Annotated in this window: 16 protein-coding genes; 9 read left to right on the top strand and 7 right to left on the bottom strand. The window is 71.7% G+C overall.

All coding sequences use genetic code 11. The annotated features are described in order from the left end of the window. Window positions 1-19: 19 nt before the first annotated feature. From OHA11_RS21000 to OHA11_RS20975, 6 genes are all read right to left on the bottom strand, one after another. Window positions 20-1,048, bottom strand: a complete 1,029-nt coding sequence (locus OHA11_RS21000; RefSeq protein ID WP_266498562.1) for a CHAD domain-containing protein — start codon at window positions 1,046-1,048, stop codon at window positions 20-22. Further along, the gene (locus tag OHA11_RS20995) at window positions 1,029-3,260 is read right to left on the bottom strand and encodes an RNA degradosome polyphosphate kinase (RefSeq protein ID WP_323186598.1); all 2,232 of its coding nucleotides are present in this window, start codon (window positions 3,258-3,260) and stop codon (window positions 1,029-1,031) included. The genes OHA11_RS21000 and OHA11_RS20995 overlap by 20 nt, the downstream gene beginning before the upstream one ends. Before the next feature lie 365 nt (window positions 3,261-3,625). After that, window positions 3,626-4,540 (bottom strand): hypothetical protein, encoded by a 915-nt coding sequence (locus OHA11_RS20990; protein ID WP_266498558.1) that lies wholly within the window; start codon window positions 4,538-4,540, stop codon window positions 3,626-3,628. Continuing rightward, on the bottom strand, window positions 4,537-5,580 hold the full coding sequence (locus tag OHA11_RS20985; RefSeq protein ID WP_266498557.1) for an ABC transporter permease: 1,044 nt from the start codon (window positions 5,578-5,580) through the stop codon (window positions 4,537-4,539). The genes OHA11_RS20990 and OHA11_RS20985 overlap by 4 nt, the downstream gene beginning before the upstream one ends. Beyond that, window positions 5,577-6,578, bottom strand: coding sequence for an ABC transporter ATP-binding protein (locus OHA11_RS20980; RefSeq protein WP_266498554.1), 1,002 nt, complete (start codon window positions 6,576-6,578; stop codon window positions 5,577-5,579). The genes OHA11_RS20985 and OHA11_RS20980 overlap by 4 nt, the downstream gene beginning before the upstream one ends. A 14-nt stretch (window positions 6,579-6,592) precedes the next feature. Then, a complete protein-coding gene (locus tag OHA11_RS20975) occupies window positions 6,593-6,982 on the bottom strand; it encodes a GntR family transcriptional regulator (RefSeq protein ID WP_266498553.1) in 390 nt (129 codons plus the stop codon). 160 nt (window positions 6,983-7,142) lie between these two features. On the opposite strand from OHA11_RS20975, the gene OHA11_RS20970 reads away from it, so the two are divergent. The 6 genes from OHA11_RS20970 to OHA11_RS20945 all read left to right on the top strand — a co-directional run bounded on the left by OHA11_RS20970 (window position 7,143) and on the right by OHA11_RS20945 (window position 11,908). Further along, window positions 7,143-7,685: an RNA polymerase sigma factor gene (locus tag OHA11_RS20970; protein ID WP_266498551.1), complete on the top strand. Its 543-nt coding sequence runs from the start codon at window positions 7,143-7,145 to the stop codon at window positions 7,683-7,685. Window positions 7,686-7,717: 32 nt separating this feature from the next. Next, window positions 7,718-8,575: a zf-HC2 domain-containing protein gene (locus OHA11_RS20965; RefSeq protein WP_266507337.1), complete on the top strand. Its 858-nt coding sequence runs from the start codon at window positions 7,718-7,720 to the stop codon at window positions 8,573-8,575. After that, window positions 8,575-8,751 (top strand): hypothetical protein, encoded by a 177-nt coding sequence (locus tag OHA11_RS20960; RefSeq protein WP_266498548.1) that lies wholly within the window; start codon window positions 8,575-8,577, stop codon window positions 8,749-8,751. Before OHA11_RS20965 ends, OHA11_RS20960 begins: the two co-directional genes overlap by 1 nt. A 90-nt stretch (window positions 8,752-8,841) precedes the next feature. Continuing rightward, window positions 8,842-9,720: an ABC transporter ATP-binding protein gene (locus OHA11_RS20955; protein ID WP_266498546.1), complete on the top strand. Its 879-nt coding sequence runs from the start codon at window positions 8,842-8,844 to the stop codon at window positions 9,718-9,720. Then, complete coding sequence (locus OHA11_RS20950) at window positions 9,717-11,267, top strand: ABC transporter permease (RefSeq protein WP_266498544.1); 1,551 nt, start codon at window positions 9,717-9,719, stop codon at window positions 11,265-11,267. The genes OHA11_RS20955 and OHA11_RS20950 overlap by 4 nt, the downstream gene beginning before the upstream one ends. Beyond that, window positions 11,264-11,908 carry an ABC transporter gene (locus OHA11_RS20945; protein ID WP_266498543.1) on the top strand — a complete coding sequence of 215 codons (645 nt, stop codon included), beginning with the start codon at window positions 11,264-11,266 and terminating at the stop codon, window positions 11,906-11,908. Before OHA11_RS20950 ends, OHA11_RS20945 begins: the two co-directional genes overlap by 4 nt. A 114-nt stretch (window positions 11,909-12,022) precedes the next feature. On the opposite strand, the gene mshD is transcribed toward OHA11_RS20945, so the two are convergent. After that, a complete protein-coding gene (gene mshD / locus OHA11_RS20940) occupies window positions 12,023-12,988 on the bottom strand; it encodes a mycothiol synthase (protein ID WP_266498540.1) in 966 nt (321 codons plus the stop codon). A gap of 224 nt (window positions 12,989-13,212) precedes the next feature. Between mshD and OHA11_RS20935 the strand changes: the two genes are divergently transcribed. The 3 genes from OHA11_RS20935 to OHA11_RS20925 all read left to right on the top strand — a co-directional run bounded on the left by OHA11_RS20935 (window position 13,213) and on the right by OHA11_RS20925 (window position 16,816). Further along, entirely contained in the window at window positions 13,213-15,021 is a 1,809-nt protein-coding gene (locus OHA11_RS20935; protein WP_266498538.1) for a bifunctional UDP-sugar hydrolase/5'-nucleotidase, read from the top strand. 112 nt (window positions 15,022-15,133) lie between these two features. Continuing rightward, window positions 15,134-16,435, top strand: a complete 1,302-nt coding sequence (locus tag OHA11_RS20930; protein ID WP_266507335.1) for a DUF2993 domain-containing protein — start codon at window positions 15,134-15,136, stop codon at window positions 16,433-16,435. A gap of 249 nt (window positions 16,436-16,684) precedes the next feature. Then, entirely contained in the window at window positions 16,685-16,816 is a 132-nt protein-coding gene (locus OHA11_RS20925; protein ID WP_266498536.1) for a hypothetical protein, read from the top strand. Window positions 16,817-16,919: the final 103 nt, after the last annotated feature.

Below are 16,919 nucleotides of genomic sequence, written 5' to 3'. Positions count from 1 at the left end.
GTGTCCGGGGCCTCCGCGGTCACGGAGTGCCGACCGTCTCCCTCAGCCAGGCCCGCTGGAACGCGAACCGGGCCGCTTCCACCTCGTGCCGCTGGTCCGCGTGCAGCACCCCGAGCGCGTACGCCGTCGCCGGGGCGATGCGCGGGGTGCGGGCCGCCGAGGCCGCCGCGGCGGCGGCCTCCGCCGCGTCGCGGTGCCGGTCCAGGGCCTGACCCGTGGTCAACAGGCGTACGTCCACGGCGACTTCGTCGCTGTACATGACTTCCCGCGCATAGCGGTGCAGGCGCAGCAGGAGCCGGACCTGGTGCCAGGGGGCGTCCTGGGGCTGCGGTGCCGTGTCGGCGGAGAGGCCGTGGACGAGTGCCTCCGCGTTGTAGGGGTGGCCCGCGGTGATCAGGGGCAGCCCGGTCACGGCGTCGCCGAGGCGGTCCTCCGCGGCGGCGGCCAGGGGTCTGAGCGCGGTGCCGGCCGCGGACGCGGTCAGCGGGACCTCGCTGGCGAGGACGGCGACGCTGTCGGCGACGGCGTGGAAGCGGGAGGAACCGAGCGCCTGGAGCGCGGCCGAGTGGGCGCGCGTCCGGGCGAGCGTCAGCTGACGCTCCAGAAGGGCGCCCGCCTTGGCCGCGCCGACCGTCAAGGTGCCTTTCTCCGTGCGCACTTCGGAGGCGGCCTGTGCCGGGAACGCCGAGGAGCCCGACAGGCGGTGCAGGGCCGCCAGCAGGCGTTCCAGCCGGGCCCCGTACGCGTGTTCCCGGGCCAACGTGCCCGACAGCCAGGCCAGTTCGGGGCGCATGCCCTCCGACCAGCCCTCGTCGAGGAGAGGCCGGAACGTGTGCAGCGTGCCGCTGATGCGGCGGGCCGAGCGGCGCAGGGCGCGCGCCGCGTCCACGGCCTCCTCCGTCCCGTTCGTCGCCGTCGCCGTCGCACCGCCGGTCTCGCGGTGCTGGCGCAGCGCGCGCAGGAACTCCGTGGCCTGGGCCTGGAGATAGGCCGCCAGGGCGTCCCCGGCCACGGGTCCGGCCGTGGGGTCAAGGTGTTGCTGTGCCACGCCGGCGCCTCCGGGCGTCTATGAGCATCTCCTGGACGTTGCGCAGGGGCTGGCCGTCGGCATCGGTCGCGTGCCGGGTCCATTCGCCGTCTGGGCCGAGGTGCCAGGAGGAAGTGGTGTCGGACATACCGGTCTCCAGGAGCCGGGTGAGCGCCGCCCGGTGCGCCGGGTCGGTGACCCGGACCAGGGCTTCGATGCGGCGGTCGAGGTTGCGGTGCATCATGTCGGCGCTGCCGATCCACACTTCGGGTTCGCCGCCGTTGCCGAAGGTGAAGACCCGGGAGTGTTCGAGGAAGCGGCCGAGGACGGACCGTACGCGTATGTTCTCGGACAGGCCCGGGACTCCCGGTCGTACGGCGCAGATTCCGCGCACCCACACGTCCACCGGCACGCCTGCCTCGGACGCGCGGTAGAGGGAGTCGATGAGTGCCTCGTCCACCATGGAGTTGACCTTGATGCGGACGTAGGCGGGACGTCCGGCACGGTGGTGCTGGACCTCCTTGTTGACGCGGGCGATCAGGCCGTCGCGCAGGGACTTGGGCGCGACGAGGAGACGGCGGTACGTCTCGCGGCGGGAGTAGCCCGAGAGCCGGTTGAAGAGGTCCGAGAGGTCCGCGCCGACCTGCGGGTCGGCGGTCAGGAGCCCCAGGTCCTCGTACAGCCGGGCGGTCTTCGGGTGGTAGTTGCCCGTGCCGACGTGGCTGTAGCGGCGGAGGGTCTCGCCCTCCTGGCGCACGACGAGGGACAGCTTGCAGTGGGTCTTGAGGCCGACGAGGCCGTAGACCACGTGGCAGCCCGCCTCCTCCAGCTTCTTCGCCCACTTGATGTTGGCCTGCTCGTCGAAGCGGGCCTTGAGCTCGACGAGGACCAGCACCTGCTTGCCGGCCTCGGCGGCCTCGATGAGCGCGTCGACTATCGGGGAGTCGCCGGAGGTGCGGTACAGGGTCTGCTTGATGGCGAGGACGTCCGGGTCCTCGGCCGCCTGCTCCAGGAAGGCCTGGACGGAGGTGGAGAAGGAGTCGTACGGGTGGTGGAGGAGTACGTCCCGTTCCCGCAGTGCCGCGAAGATGTCCGGCGCCGACGCCGACTCGACCTCCGCGAGGTCGCGGTGGGTGCCCGCGATGAACTTCTGGAACTTCAGCTCGGGCCGGTCGAGCTTGCCGATGCCGAAGAGGCCGGTGAGGTCCAGGGGGCCCGGCAGCGGGTACACCTCGGCCTCGGTGATCTTCAACTCCCGTACCAGCAGGTCGAGTACGTACCGGTCGATGGACTCCTCGACCTCCAGGCGCACCGGCGGTCCGAAGCGGCGCCGCATGAGCTCCTTCTCCAGGGCCTGGAGCAGGCTCTCGGCGTCGTCCTCCTCGACCTCCAGGTCCTCGTTCCGGGTGACGCGGAACGCGTGGTGCTCAAGGACCTCCATGCCCGGGAAGAGCTCCTCCAGGTGGGCCGCGATGACGTCCTCGATGGGGACGAAGCGGTCCGGGGAGGCCTCCAGGAAGCGGGAGAGCAGCGGCGGGACCTTGACGCGCGCGAAGTGACGGTGGCCGGAGACCGGGTTCCGCACGATCACGGCCAGGTTCAGCGACAGGCCGGAGATGTACGGGAAGGGGTGCGCGGGGTCGACCGCCAGCGGGGTCAGGACCGGGAAGATCTGGTGGCGGAAGAGCGTGAAGAGGCGGGCCTGCTCCTTCTCGGTCAGCTCGCTCCAGCGGACGAGGTGGATGCCCTCCTCGGCGAGCTGGGGGGCCACGTCCTCCTGGTAGCAGGCGGCGTGCCGGGCCATGAGCTCGCGGGAGCGGGCCCAGATCATCTCCAGGACCTCGCGGGGCTGCAGGCCGGAGGCGGAGCGGGTGGCCACGCCGGTGTGGATGCGGCGCTTGAGTCCGGCCACGCGGACCATGAAGAACTCGTCCAGGTTGCTGGCGAAGATCGCCAGGAAATTCGCCCGTTCGAGAAGCGGTGTGTTCGGATCCTCGGCGAGTTCGAGGACGCGCTCGTTGAACGCGAGCCAGCTGCGCTCCCGGTCGAGGAAACGGCCCGGCGGAAGCTGGACGCCGTCCTGCACCGTGTCCTCGTACGCGTCGAGGTCGGCGTCGAGATCGGGCTCCAGGTCGGAGACGTTCGCCGCCACGGTGTGCGGGCGGTGCGCGGCTATGGAACCGACGGACGGTTGGGGGTGCTGGACCTGCGCCTTGGCGTTGGGCTGACTCATGAACCCATTCTTCCGCGTCTGGACGGAAACGGGCGCGTCGGCGAGCGCGTGTGGGAGCGCCACGGGGATGTGCGGGCTCCCGTTCTCCCTCACCGGCGAGGGCTCGTGCTCCGGCTCAGGCGCGGGCTCGGGCGCGTCGGGGTTCATTGGCCGAGCGTCGCAAGCTCGTCTGAATCAACGGTTACGGCGACATGACGTGCGGGATATCGGGGGGAGGCTCCCCGGCGTTCAGATCGCCGTCCCGTCCGTCCCCGGGCCTTGCAGGAGGGCCCGCGCCCCGATTTTTAGGGGCGCGGGGCTGTGACATTTGCGGCTCCGCCGCAGGGCGCGACCAGCCATATACGGCCCGCACGTACAACCGATCCTCAGGCCGTACGGCGCCGAAGCACCCAGAAAGCCGCCCCGGTGGCAACAGCGGCGACACCGAGAACAATCCCGGTCTCCACCAGGTGCATCGGCCAGTAGTGGGCCTGGGGATGGAACCGACCGGTCCCGTCACCGAGCTGCCACACGTCCCCGGACATCTCGACCCCCTTGGTCGGGGCGGGCGAAACCGTTGGCCACAGATCCTCGCGGTGCTCCTCCAGATTGTGGTTGAGCAGGTACATCGCGACGCAGGAGATCGCGAGTGCGGGCAGCGACCGCCGCAGTACGACACCGGCGAGGGCCCCGACCGCCAGGCCGCACAGGGAGTACGCCACCAGTGCGGGCCCCCGCGCCGCGAACACGTCGGCGAACGTCCAGTCGTCGCCCATCAGGTCCCGGTTCGCCGCCCAGGCCCACCGGAACACGAGGACGAACACCGTGCCGCCGACCACCAGCAGCACCGCGGGCACGGCGAGCTTGGCGGCAAGCCAGCGCGTCGGCGAGACGGACTGCGTCCAGGCGAGCTGGGCGGTGCCGTTCTCCAGCTCGCGCCCGATCAGCGCGCCGCCGGCGAACGCGGCCACGGCGAAGAAGCTGTAGTAGACGAGGGTCGACGCCCAGCCGATGTTTCCGCCGTAGTCGAGCACGGCCTCGAAGCGGCACGAGGCGGCGCCCTGGTGGCAGGAGGCGATCCGGTCCCGTACGGAGTCCGCGGTGATCTCGACCTCCCACACCAGCACGCCGACGGCGGCCAGCAGGAAGGCGCCCCACACGACGAGCGCCGCGCGGTGCAGCCGCAGCACGGCCCACGGCAGCCCCCTGACCGGCCCGCCGGGCGGATCCCCGGCTCCGTCGGCTGTGGTTCTGTCTGTTCCGTCTGTTCCGTTTGTTTCGTTGACGGCGAAGGCACTCATACGGCGGCTCCTACGGCTGCGGTACGACGGTTGAGCAGGACGAACGCGGCGATGACCGCGAGGGCGGCGACGGCGAGGACGACCCCGGTCTCGGCGAGCTGGAGGGGCCAGAAGTGGGACCGCGGGTGGTAGGTGGCCCAGATGTCGTCGAGGCCGCCGCGGGCCAGGCAGCGCTGGAGATCGGCGGCGCCGTCGGCGTCGGTGCAGGCCATGTTGTCGGCGATGCGGGTGCCCTCGTCCGTGATCACGCCCTGGTCGAGCTGGAGGGCCTGGTCCGGCGGGTTCAGGACCTTGGCGCCGGTGACCGTGACCGTGGGCCACAGGCTCGGGCGGTAGCTGTTGCCGAGGTGGGTGACGGCCGCCATGGCGGTGAAGGCGACGCCCAGGGCGGGCAGCGTGCGGCCGAGGTGCAGGCCCGCGAGGGCGCCGACGGCCAGGCCGCACAGGGCGTAGGCGAGGGTGACGGTGCCGCCCGCGCGGAAGCCCTCCTGGTCGTACCAGTCCGTCCAGAGCAGTTCCTCGCCGCCGTTCCACATCAGGTGGTGCAGCGGGACCAGCACGGCTGTGCCCGCGGTGATGAGCAGCGCGGGTACGGCGAGCTTCGCGGCGAGCCAGCGGGCGGGGGAGACGGACTGGGTCCAGGCGAGGTGCGCGGTGCCGTTCTCCAGCTCGCGGCCGATGAGGGCCGCGCCCGCCCAGGCGGCGACGAGGAGGGGGAGGTAGGCGACGACGAGGGTGGTGAGGCCCACGGTCGTGTCGTACTTGTTCAGCCAGGGGCCGCCGGGGGAGTGGCAGGCCTCGACGTTGCCGCGGCACTGCTCCCGGACGTCCGCGAGGGCGGCGTCGAAGCCCGGACCGTACGCCCACAGCATCGCCGCCGACAGGGCCGCGACCAGCAGCAGCCAACACCACAGGGCTGCCCGGTGCAGCCGCAGCACGGACCAGGCGAGGCCGCGGCCGGGTCCACGGTCGGGGCGCGGGGAGGTGCCGGGGGAGGGGCTGGGCGTGGGGCCGGCGGAGGTGAGGAGGGGTGTCGTCATGCGCGCGCACTCTCCTCGGCGGCCCCGTTCGGCTCGTTCCGGCTGCCCCCATCGGTCGCTTCGGCCCCGTCGGCCTCTTCGATTTCCTCGGTGAGCAGGTCCGGTGCCTTCGGGTTGCGCAGGTGGGCCAGGAGCAGTTCCTCCAGGGAGGGCGCGGTGGTCTGCCAGTCGTCGGGCAGCGGGCCGCCCGGGCGGATCAGGGCGGTGAGCTGGCGGCCGGTGTCGCGCGACTCGACGACGGTGTGGCCCGTGAGGTCGCGCGCCGGGCCGGTGAGCAGGGTGTGCGCGGCGAGCAGCCGGTCCGGGTCGCCGCCGAGCCGGATCCGGCCGCCGCCCATGAGGAGCAGGTGGTCGCAGGCGCCCTCCAGCTCGGCGACGACGTGCGAGGACAGCACGATCGTCGTGCCGTGTTCGGCGGCCTCGCCCAGCAGCGCGCCGAGGAGTTCGCGCCGGGCCAGCGGGTCGAGGTCGGCCATCGGCTCGTCCAGCAGCATCAGTTCGGGCCGCTTGCCGAAGGCCAGGGCGAGGGCGACGCGGGTGCGCTGGCCGCCGGAGAGGGAGCGGATCCTGGCGGTGGGTTCGAGGGCGCCCTCCCGGGGCTCCGCCGGGGTGTGCGCGTCGGCGCGCTCTCCGTACGCGATCCGTTCCGCGGCCGACCGGTCCCAGCGGGCGCGGTTCAGCTCGGCGCCGAGGCGGAGCGTGGCGGCGACCGTGAGCTGGGGCGGCAGCGGCTTGCCCTGGGCGACGTAGGCGAGCCGCTCGCGGGCCTCGGCGGGGCTGGTGCCCAGGACGGTCAGGGCGCCCTCGGTGGGGCGTATCAGCCCGGCGGCCAGTTGCAGGAGGGTCGACTTGCCCGCGCCGTTCGGCCCTACCAGGGCGCAGATCCGGCCGGCCGGCAGCCGGAAGGAGCAGTCCCGCAGCGCGGGGCCGCGCCGCCGCCAGTACCGCTTGCCCAGCCCGACCGCTGCCAGCGCGGTCCCTTCCCCGTCTTTGTCCATCTCCCCAACCCTGTTCATCGCTCCCCTTCAGGGCACTTCTCGTCCAGTACGGAGGTGAAGAGCGCGCTGATGTCCTCGCGCTCCAGGCCTTCCTTGCGTGCCTCGTCCAGCCAGGCGGTCAGCTTCGAGCGCAGGGCGGTGTGGTCGGCGGGTGCGGCGCCCAGCGAGCGCCGTACGAAGGTGCCGAGGCCACGCCGGGCCTCGACCAGGCCCTCGCGCTCCAGCTCGCGGTAGGCCTTCAGGACGGTGTTCGGATTGATCGCGGTGGCCTCCACGACCTCGCGGGCCGTGGGGAGCTTGTCGCCCGGTTCGAGAACGCCCAGCCGCAGGGCCTGCTTGGTCTGCTGGACGATCTGGACGTACGTGGCGACACCGCTGCGCCGGTCGATGCGGTACTCGACCACAACCGACCACCACCCTTTCACTAATTGAGTAGTGAAAGGGTGGTGGAAGGCTGGGGGCCTTGTCAAGGCGAATGCGGGAGCCTGGCAACGTGAATGCGAGGTTCCGGAAACTTCTCGCGGAGCCGTGAACCGATCGGCGGGGCTCGTGCGATGAGGGGGTGTGAGGGAAACGAGAAGCGACGGGGATCTGCTGCGGGCCATCGCGGCGGACGGTGACCGGCGCGCCTTCGAAGAGCTGTACCGGCGGTACGCGCCCTGGCTCGCAGCACGGCTGCGCGGGCGGTGCGCGGACGCCGGGATAGTCGACGACGTCGTGCAGGAGACGTTCCTCGCGGTGTGGCGGGGCACAGCCCGCTACCGCGAGGAGGGCGACGTGGCGGGGTGGCTGTGGCGCATCGGCTCGCGGCGGCTGATCGACGCGCTGCGCGGCGACGGCGCCCGGGGCCGGCTGCGGCAGACGCTCGCGCGGCTGCGGCACCGCGACGAGGCGTCCGCGGAGGAGCGCGTGCTCGCGGGGGTGGAGCACGGGGACCTCGCGGGCGCCCTGGTCCGGCTGTCGCCGGAGCTGCGGGCGGTTCTCCAGGCCACCGTCATCGACGGGCTGACCACCAGGGAGGCGTCCGTCCTGCTCGGCATCCCGCCGGGGACGGTCAAGACACGGGCCCTGCGGGCCCGCAAGCAGCTGCGGGAGGAGTTGGCATGAGCGACAGGAACGGCATGAGTGACGCGGACGGCATGACCTGGCACGTCGCGGAGGACGACCTCCGGGCGTACGTACGGGGCGAGTTGGCGCAGCCGATGCTCTGGTCGGCCGACACGCACCTCGTCGCCTGCGCGCGCTGCCGGGCACAGCTCGCCGAAGTGAGCGACCCGGTCGCCCTGGACGCGGGATGGGAGCGGCTCGACGCCGAACTGGACGTGCCGCGACCGGGATTCATGGAGTCGCTGCTCATGCGGGCCGGGGTGGCCGACCACACCGCGCGGCTGCTCGCCGCGACGCCGGTGCTGCGCCGGTCGTGGCTGGCCGCGGTCGTCGCCGTGCTGGTCATGACGGTGATCGCCACCGACTCCGTTCGGACGTCCGACTCTCCGGCGTTGTTCCTCGCCCTCGCCCCGCTGCTGCCCCTCGCGGGGGTCGCGCTGTCGTACGGGCCGGTCCTCGACCCGACGTACGAGATGGCCGTGGTATCGCCCATGCACGGGTTCCGGCTGCTGATGATCCGCACGGTCCCCGTGCTGGCCGTCGCGCTCGTCCTGAACGGCCTTGCGACGCTCGCGCTTCCCTCGTACGGACTGCGCGCCCTGGCCTGGCTGCTGCCCGCGCTCGCGCTCACCGCGACCGGGCTCGCGCTGACGCCCCGGCTGGGTCCGGTCCTCGCGCCCGGCCTGGTCGGCGGGACATGGGTCGCCCTGCTGGTGGTCGCGCACGGGACGAGCCACGGGACCCTCGCGCCGTACACCGCGGCGGGGCAGGGCATCGCGGCCGCGGTCGCCGCACTCGCCGCCGGGCTCTTCTACCTCGGCCGTGACCGATTCGACTTGTCCCCCGCGAACACGCCGTTCGCGGGCTTCACGGACGGAGGTAAAGCGTGATGTCCGACACCACGCGCAGGAGGCTCAAGCTGCTCAAGGCCGGGCTGCTGATGACCGCTTCGGTCGTCCTGCGGGTACTCCATTTCATCGCCGTGATCCTCCCGAGGTCCTCCCGCAAACGGAATTCCTCCCCCTTCACCTCCTCCGACAGCTCCTCCGACGGAGGCGACGGGTGAGGGCCGCTGCCCCACTCCGGCGCCGGTGCCGTATCCCGGCCGCCCGCCTCCCCCTCCCCTTGCTTTAGCCCTCTTCTCCAGGAGTCACGCGTGTCCGACCTTCCTACGACACCGACGGTGTCCGCCTCCGGGCTGACCCTCCGCTACGGCGGAACGGCCGCCCTCGACGACGTGTCGCTGCGGTTCGGCGAGGGCGTCACCGGGCTGCTCGGGCCCAACGGAGCCGGAAAGACCACCCTGTTGAGGGTCCTGGCCACCGCCGTGCCCCCGGACCGGGGCGCGTTCACCGTGCTCGGGCACGACCCGGGCACCGCGGCCGGACGACAGGAACTACGGCGCATGCTGGGCTATCTGCCGCAGGCGCCCGGATTCCACCCGGACTTCTCGGCCTTCGAGTTCGTCGACTACGTGGCGATCCTGAAGGAGCTGACGGACCGCACCGCCCGGCACCGCGAGGTGCGGCGGGTCCTGGACTCCGTCGGGTTGTCCGACGTACGGAGCAAGCGCATCAAGAAGCTCTCCGGCGGGATGCGCCAGCGGGTCGCGCTGGCCGCCGCCCTCGTCGGCGACCCCGGCTTCCTGGTGCTCGACGAGCCGACCGTCGGACTCGACCCCGAACAGCGCATGCGCTTCAGGGAGTTGATCGCCCGGGCGGGGGAGGGGCGGACCGTGCTGCTCTCCACCCACCAGACCGAGGACGTCGCGATGCTCTGCCACCGCGTGATCGTCATGGCCGGCGGCCGCGTCCGCTTCGAGGGCACCCCGGCCGAGCTGACCGCCCGGGCGGCGGGCCGGGTGTGGAGCAGTACGGAACGCGACCCGGGCGCGTGGGCCGGATGGCGCACCGGCACGGGTTCCTTCCGCAATGTGGGCGAGCCCCCCGAGGGCGCCGAACTCGTCGAACCGACCCTGGAGGACGGCTACTTGCTCACCCTCGACGGTGCGTCCTCGGAGGTGACGGCGGCATGAGCACCGTACTGGAGACACCCGCCCGGGCCGTCCGTCCGGCGCACCCGCCCCGCCCCTGGGCGGCCGTGTTCGCCCTCGCCCGCTTCGAGGCGCGCGAGCTGCGCATGACCGTCGGCTTCCTCGGCATCACCGTCCTGTACGTCGCCGTGACCGTGTGGCAGGCCACGCAGCGCCAGGGCGACTACCCGGTGCTCCAGGACGTCGACCGGTCCACGCAGGCCATGCCGGTCCTCGTCGCGCTCGCCGTCATGCTGGGCGTCAACCGCGCCGTGCTGCGCTCCCACCGGCGCGACACGGACCGCCATTTCGACGTGCTGGTCGTCGAGCCCTGGCGGCGTACGGTCGCCCACGTGCTGTCCGCCGTCCCGGCGGTGCTGCTCACGGCGGTGTGTGTCATCGCCCAGTTCACCTGGGCCGCGCTCAAGCCCGGCGCGGTCGGGCACGGTTCGCCCGCCGAACTCGCCGTGGGCCCCCTGACGGTCCTGCTGTTCGGCGTGTTCGGTGTCCTCCTCGCCCGCCTGGTCCGCTCCCTCTTCGCCGCGCCGCTCGTCCTGCTCCTCCTGATCTTCGGCCTGCTCTTCGTGGGGAACCCGTACGGGACGAACTGGACGAACTGGCTGGGCCCGATGGTCACCGAGACCGGCTCCACCCCGTTCCCCTCCGACCTGCTGGACCGCCCCGCCGCCTGGCACGCCCTGTACCTCGTCGGGCTCGTCCTGTTCCTGGCGGTGCTCGCGGTGCTGGTCAGCGGCGGGCGTACGGCGGTCGTCAAGGCGGCCCTCGCCGGATCGCTCGCGCTGGCGCTGGTCGGCGGAGTCGGCCAGTCCGGGGGCACCCCGGCCGGGACGACGCCGGCCCGCGAACGGGCGTCGACCACCCCCGAGAAGGTCTGGTCGTGCATCGAGCACGGCAAGTCCTCGTACTGCGCCTTCCCCGAGTGGACGGGCCGCACCGCCGACTGGGCCGCCGTGGTCGACCGGGTCCAGAACCTCGCGGGCGGCCGGGCCGGCGGCGAGCGGCTGACCGTGCAGCAGCGCCTCGAAGCCCGCTACGGGCTGCAGACCGACACCACGCTCTCCCCGTCCACCGAGCCCGGCCATGTGACCGTGGGCACGGACTGGGGCGGCAACCGCGTCCCCGAGTTCGCCGTGGCCGTCGCGTCCGTGCTGGTGGCGGGGGACGAGAAGACGGCCAGCCTGGTCTGCGACGCCCGCATAGTGACGATCATGTGGCTCGCGCTCGGCGGGGACTCCGACCCGATGTCCGCGCTCAGCGACGTCCGCATCGACGACAGTGTCTCGGGCTCCGCCATCCTCCTGTCCCCCACGGAAACCTTCAGCATGAGCGCCGAACAGACCCGGATCGTGGCGAACCTGCTCAAGAAGCCGCGCTACAGCGTCGCGGGCAAGGTGAAGGCCCATTGGACGGAGCTGACCTCGCCGAAGACGTCGACAGCACGGGTGGCGGAACTGCTGGGGGTCCCGGCCGCGAGCAAGACGGCGGACGTGGCAGAGGCGGACGCCGACTCGTGCGAGGAGGAGGGATGACCGCCATGACACGCGCCCTCATCACCCCCGTGTGGCGCACACTGCCCTGGCGCGCGCTCACGGCCGCCGGTGCCGCGGGACTGCTGCTGGCCGGCCTCCCGCGCCTGCAGTCCGGCGAGCCCGACCCGTGGCTCGGCCTCAACGCGCTGCGGGGCGCCGCACTCGCCTTCGCCCTCGGTCTCGCCTACCTGCTGGACGACCCGGCCCGGCACACCACCTCGGTGGTGCCGGTCCGGCGCCCGCTGCGCGTCGGCCTGCGCGTGGCGCTCGTCGCCCCGTGGGCCGCGCTCTGCTGGACGGCCGCGCTGTTCCTGGTCCCGGAGGGAGCGAGGCCCGCGGCCGGCGCCCTCTCCCTGGAGGCGGCCGGCACCGCCGTGCTGGCCCTCACCGCGGCGGCCCTGACCGTCCGCCGCATGGCGGCCACCGAGCCGGGCGTCGCGGTGTCGACCTGGCTCCTGTCCACCGCGGTCGCCGCGTACCTGCTCCTGCCCGGCACCTGGACACTCCTCGTCACCCCGGACAACCCCCGCTGGGACACGACCCACGATCACTGGGCGATCCTGCTGATAGCGGCGACGGCGGTGGGGGCGAGGGCGTGCGCGGAGCCGCTGCGGGCGGGATTGCGGCTGCGCCGCCCTTAGGGGCGCGGGGCTGTGACATATGCGGCTTCGCAGCGTGGGCGCGACCAGCCCCCACCGGCCCGCACGTTCGAAACGGTCCGCTGAATCCCGTTGCCCGTCCGGCGAGGACCCCGCTCAGGACTCCGTCCGATACATCAAATCCGTCTCGTACGTAACGAACCCCAGCCGCTCATAGACGGTCACCGCGGCCTTGTTGTCCGCATCGACGTACAACATGGCGGTAGGCACCCCCTGCCCCGCCAAATGCCGAAGGCCGATCGTGGTGAGGGCCTTACCCAGCCCACCCCCCTGCGCACCGGGCCGCACACCCACGACGTACACCTCGCCGAGCCCCTCCGCCGCATGGACCTTCGTCCAGTGGAAGCCGACCAGCTCCCCGCCCCGGAAGGCGAGGAAGAAACCGTCGGGGTCGAACCACGGCTCGGCCTTGCGGTCGTCGAGGTCCCGCTGCGTGAGGGAGCCCTGCTCGGGATGGTGGGCGAAGGCGGCGGCGTTCGCGGCGAGCCACGCGGCGTCGTCCTCGCCGGGTACGAACGTCCGCACGCGAACGCCGTCGGGAAGCTTCGGCCCGGGCAGGTCGAGGTCGGTCAACGGCCGCCGCATCTGCCGCAGTTCGCGGAAGAGGGTGAGGCCCAGGACCTGGGCGAGATGGCGGGCCGCCGAGTGGCCGCCGTGCGCCCAGACCCGCAGCCGCTTGCCGGACTCGGCGAGGAGCGCGTTGCCCAGCGCCCGCCCGTGGCCGTGGCCGCGGTGCGCCGGGTGGACGACCAGTTCGGCGGCCGGGGCCTCGACGGGGTCGGTGTCCTCCAGCTGCGCGTACCCGACGAGCAGGCCCTGGGCGGTCAGCAGCAGATGCCGGACCCCCTCCCGGGCGCCACCGCGCAGTTGCAGCCGGCCCTGCTCGGACACCGCCTGCTGTCCGTCGGCCAGGGCGGCCTCCGCGAGGAGCGCGAGCACGGCCTCGGTCTGCTCGGGGCGCAGCGCGGAGAGGACGTCGAGGGAGCGGACGGTGGGGGAACCACCCTGGTCGAGCGAAGCCGAGACCCTGGGGGAAGCCGGTGCGGTGTCGTCGCTGGTCATGAGTACGAGGGTACGGCGTGTCCGGTTCATGGCGAAGTGGTCCGACGAGTCCGACGGGTGAGCGCGCGGCCAGGGCGCCGCCGACGCGCCGCCTGTCCGGTTGGTGGCGAATCGCCCCTGAAGGCAACCAGTCCGTAACCCTGAACCCCCTGTCGCGCTACGCGCGTTGACTCTAGGCTGCGGCCGGACGGGGCCCACATATCAGCCGACCCACAGGGGGGCACATGTCAGCCACACCTCATCCGTACCGCCGCAGACGCCGGACCACCCGCCTCCTGGCGGCGGCCGCGGGCGTCGCCACCGTCGGCGCGCTCGTCGCCGCGCTGCCCGCGTCCGCGGGCGAGTCGGGCCAGAAGCCCGGCTACCAGCGCCCGAGCCGCTACCAGGACGTCCAGCTGCTCTCCTTCAATGATCTGCACGGCAACCTGGAGCCGCCGGCCGGCTCCTCCGGCCGGGTCACCGAGCTTCAGCCGGACGGCACCAGCAAGACGATCGACGCGGGCGGTGTCGAGTACCTGGCGACGCATTTGCGCCAGGCCCGCGAAGGCAACAAGTACTCGGTCACCGCGGCCGGCGGCGACATGGTCGGTGCCTCCCCGCTGATCTCCGGGCTCTTCCACGACGAGCCCACCATCGAGGCGCTGAACAAGCTCGACCTCGACGTGACGAGCGTCGGCAACCACGAGTTCGACGAGGGCGCCAAGGAACTGGGCCGTCTGCAGAAGGGCGGCTGCCACCCCACGGACGGCTGCTACACGCCGGGCAAGAAGTTCAAGGGCGCCGACTTCCCGTACCTCGCGGCGAACGTTCTCGACGAGAAGACCAAGAAGCCGATCCTCAAGCCCTACTGGGTGTGGAAGAAGAACGGCGTCAAGGTCGGCTTCATCGGCGTGACCCTTGAGGACACCCCGGGTGTCGTCTCCGCCGAGGGTGTGAAGGGCCTCAAGTTCAAGGACGAGGTCGAGACGATCAACAAGTACGCCAAGGAGCTGGAGAAGCAGGGCGTCAAGTCGGTCGTCGCGCTGATCCACGAGGGCGGACTCCCGGCCTCGGCCGCGTACAACTACGACTGTGACTCGCCCGGTGGCGGCGACGGCATATCCGGCCCCATCGTGGACATCGCCAAGAACATCACGCCGAAGGTCGACGCGCTGGTCACCGGCCACACCCACGCCGCGTACGCGTGCACGATCAACGACCCGTCGGGCAAGCCCCGCATGGTCACCTCGGCCGCGTCCTTCGGGCGGCTCTACACCGACACGACGCTGACGTACGACCGCCGGACCGGCGACATCGCCCGGACCGCCGTCGCCTCCGCGAACCACGTGGTGACGCGTACCGTGCCCAAGGCGCCGGACATGACCGAGCTGATCACCAAGTGGAACACCCTCGCCGCGCCGATCGGCAACAAGGCCATCGGGTACATCTCCGGTGACATCTCGAACATCGGCACCGAGTCCCCGATCGGCGACCTGATCGCCGACGCGCAGCTCGCGTACGGCAAGGAGCTGGACCCCGAGACCGACCTCGCGCTGATGAACCCGGGCGGTATCCGGGCACCCCTCACCTACGCGGCCAAGGGCGCCGAGGGCGACGGCGTCGTCACGTACGCCGAGGGCTTCACGGTCCAGCCGTTCGCCAACACGGTGAACCTGCAGAACTTCACCGGCGCCCAGCTCGTCCAGGTGCTCAAGGAGCAGGTCACCGGCACGAACGCGGCCTCGCCGAAGGTGCTCCAGATCTCGAAGGGCCTCACCTACACGCTCGACCTGACGAAGACCGGCGCAGACCGTGTCGTCGCCGACTCGGTCAAGCTGAACGGGGCCGCGATCGACCCCGCCGCCACCTACCGCGTCGCGACGAACAGCTTCCTCGCGGGCGGCGGCGACGGCTTCACCACGCTCGGCCAGGGCACCAACGACCTGGTGGGCGACGACGACCTCGCCGCCCTGGAGAAGTACCTGCTGGCCAACTCGTCGGCCACGAACCCGATCGCGCCGCCGGCGGCCGACCGGATCACGGTCGTGAAGTAGCCATCCGGTGAAGTGAAGTAGCCACTCGGTAACGGCGGTCTGTCCGTGAGGTAGATCCCAAACCGCCGGTACGAGTTGCGGGTGGGGTTGGTACGCGTGATCGAATCAGATGATGCGTACCCCCCACCCCATCGCAGCGCATTCTCATTCCCCTCCGAGCCCGAGCCCGAGCCCGAGCCCGAGCCCGTACGAGGATCTCGCCGCCCTCGACGACGGACCTCTGGAGGACTTCCTCCATGAGGAGCCCGACGCGACCGAGGGGGCCGGAGAAGATGCGGACTGGGCACCGCCCGATCACCGCCGGGGCTCCCGCGGACGTCGGGACTCCGGAACCCGCCCACGCCGCCGGACCGGCCGGACCGGCCGGACCCGCCGGACCCGTCGCCGTCGAAGCCCCCTCGCGGGACTGTCCCTCGCGGCCAAGGCCGTCATCGCCGTCCTCGTCCTCGCCGCCTTCCTCGCCCTCGGTGACCGCTGGGCGCTGCTGTACGCCGAGCGCACGGCGGCCGAGAAGGTCCGGGACCAGCTGAACCTCAGCGCGGCGCCCGAGGTCGAGATCGACGGCTTCCCCTTCCTCACCCAGGTCCTCGACCGCAGGATCGACTCCGTGTCGGTCACCGTCCCGGACGTGGCGGCGAACCGCGTCTCCCTGGCCAAGGTCTCCGCCGAGGCCACGGGCATACGGATCGACGGCGGCCCCACCTCCATACGCGGCGCCCGCATACCGGAGCTGCGCGGCGAGGTGCTGCTTTCCTTCAACGACCTGAACCGTGAACTCGGCGCGTCCCAGATGACGTTCACCGGTCACGGCGGCGACGAGGTGCGGGCGCGCGGCGTACTGCCGGTCGCCGGGCACGACCTGCGGATGCGCGCCGACGCGCGGATCAAGCGGGACGGCGAGCGCGGCATCTCGACGGAGGTCGGCGGCATGCGCCTGGACATCGGCGACCTGGCCACCTTCAGCCCCGGCACCCGCGAGTCCCAGGGCCTGCACCTGACCCGCAAGTCCGCCACGCGCCTCGCGAAGGAGAAGAAGCGGGCGAAGGAGCTGCTGTCGGTGCCGTCGATCGCGAAGCGGCTCGGCGTACCGGATTCGGCGGTCCAGGAGGCGCTGAGCGACGACACCAAGTTCGAGGAGCTCACCGGCTCCCCGCGCTTCGCCGACGGGCTGATGAAGGTCAACCTCATCGACCTCGCCGTGGAGAACCCCGAGTTGCTGAAGCGCCTCGGCTTCGACCTGGCGCTCCTCGACGGTCTCTCCCGCCTTACCCGCCCCGCCCTCGTCGACCGCCTCTCCCTCGGCTTCCGCCTCCCGAAGCCCCCGAAGGGCGAACTGACCCTGCGGGACGTGCGCGTGCAGAAGGACGGGATCAGAGTGCGGGTCACCGGGCAGGGGCTGGCCGTCGGCAAGTAGACACCGGGGTAAATAAAATCCAGGTGAGTCGCGTAATAAGTTCTGTGTGAATAGCGGTCCGGTTCCCGTGAGTTCCTGAAAATCGGTCTCAGCTGCAATTAATTGAGGTCTCAGCGGATCTGGTGTTTTTCGCTTCCGCGGTCTCGTAGTGTTTTCCATGTCGAAGCCGAACGGGGCTTACGGCGAAAGAGAATCAATCGCAGCATCAACCGCAGCAGGACACCGAGGAAACCGAGGAAAGGGACTCCCATGAGCTTCCACAAGATCGCCCCCGTCAAGAAGACCCGCAAGCCCGCCCCGGCCGCCAAGAAGCACGCCGCGAAGCCCGCGCCGAAGCACGGTGCCAAGAAGCCGCAGCGTCGTCCGGTGGGCAAGAAGTAGTCACTGCCGCGAGGCGGGGTCTCCGGATTCGTTCCGGAGACCCCGCCTCGGCTATTTTCCGGATCTGTTGACCGGAACCCGGAACCAGGGAACCAGTAATCAG

The organism is Streptomyces sp. NBC_00878, assembly GCF_026341515.1.
Lineage (GTDB): Bacteria > Actinomycetota > Actinomycetes > Streptomycetales > Streptomycetaceae > Streptomyces.
This window is presented reverse-complemented; position numbering and strand designations above follow the sequence as displayed.

What these genes read in the sequence shown, in the direction of transcription:
- OHA11_RS20935 (WP_266498538.1), top strand. Translation starts at nt 13,213, where the DNA reads ATGTCAGCCACACCTCATCCGTACCGCCGCAGACGCCGGACCACCCGC.
- OHA11_RS20985 (WP_266498557.1), bottom strand. Translation starts at nt 5,580, where the DNA reads ATGACGACACCCCTCCTCACCTCCGCCGGCCCCACGCCCAGCCCCTCC.
- OHA11_RS20950 (WP_266498544.1), top strand. Translation starts at nt 9,717, where the DNA reads ATGAGCACCGTACTGGAGACACCCGCCCGGGCCGTCCGTCCGGCGCAC.
- OHA11_RS20980 (WP_266498554.1), bottom strand. Translation starts at nt 6,578, where the DNA reads ATGGACAAAGACGGGGAAGGGACCGCGCTGGCAGCGGTCGGGCTGGGC.
- mshD (WP_266498540.1), bottom strand. Translation starts at nt 12,988, where the DNA reads ATGACCAGCGACGACACCGCACCGGCTTCCCCCAGGGTCTCGGCTTCG.
- OHA11_RS20995 (WP_323186598.1), bottom strand. Translation starts at nt 3,260, where the DNA reads ATGAGTCAGCCCAACGCCAAGGCGCAGGTCCAGCACCCCCAACCGTCC.
- OHA11_RS20990 (WP_266498558.1), bottom strand. Translation starts at nt 4,540, where the DNA reads ATGAGTGCCTTCGCCGTCAACGAAACAAACGGAACAGACGGAACAGAC.
- OHA11_RS20925 (WP_266498536.1), top strand. Translation starts at nt 16,685, where the DNA reads ATGAGCTTCCACAAGATCGCCCCCGTCAAGAAGACCCGCAAGCCCGCC.
- OHA11_RS20965 (WP_266507337.1), top strand. Translation starts at nt 7,718, where the DNA reads ATGACCTGGCACGTCGCGGAGGACGACCTCCGGGCGTACGTACGGGGC.
- OHA11_RS20960 (WP_266498548.1), top strand. Translation starts at nt 8,575, where the DNA reads ATGTCCGACACCACGCGCAGGAGGCTCAAGCTGCTCAAGGCCGGGCTG.
- OHA11_RS20945 (WP_266498543.1), top strand. Translation starts at nt 11,264, where the DNA reads ATGACCGCCATGACACGCGCCCTCATCACCCCCGTGTGGCGCACACTG.
- OHA11_RS20930 (WP_266507335.1), top strand. Translation starts at nt 15,134, where the DNA reads ATGCGTACCCCCCACCCCATCGCAGCGCATTCTCATTCCCCTCCGAGC.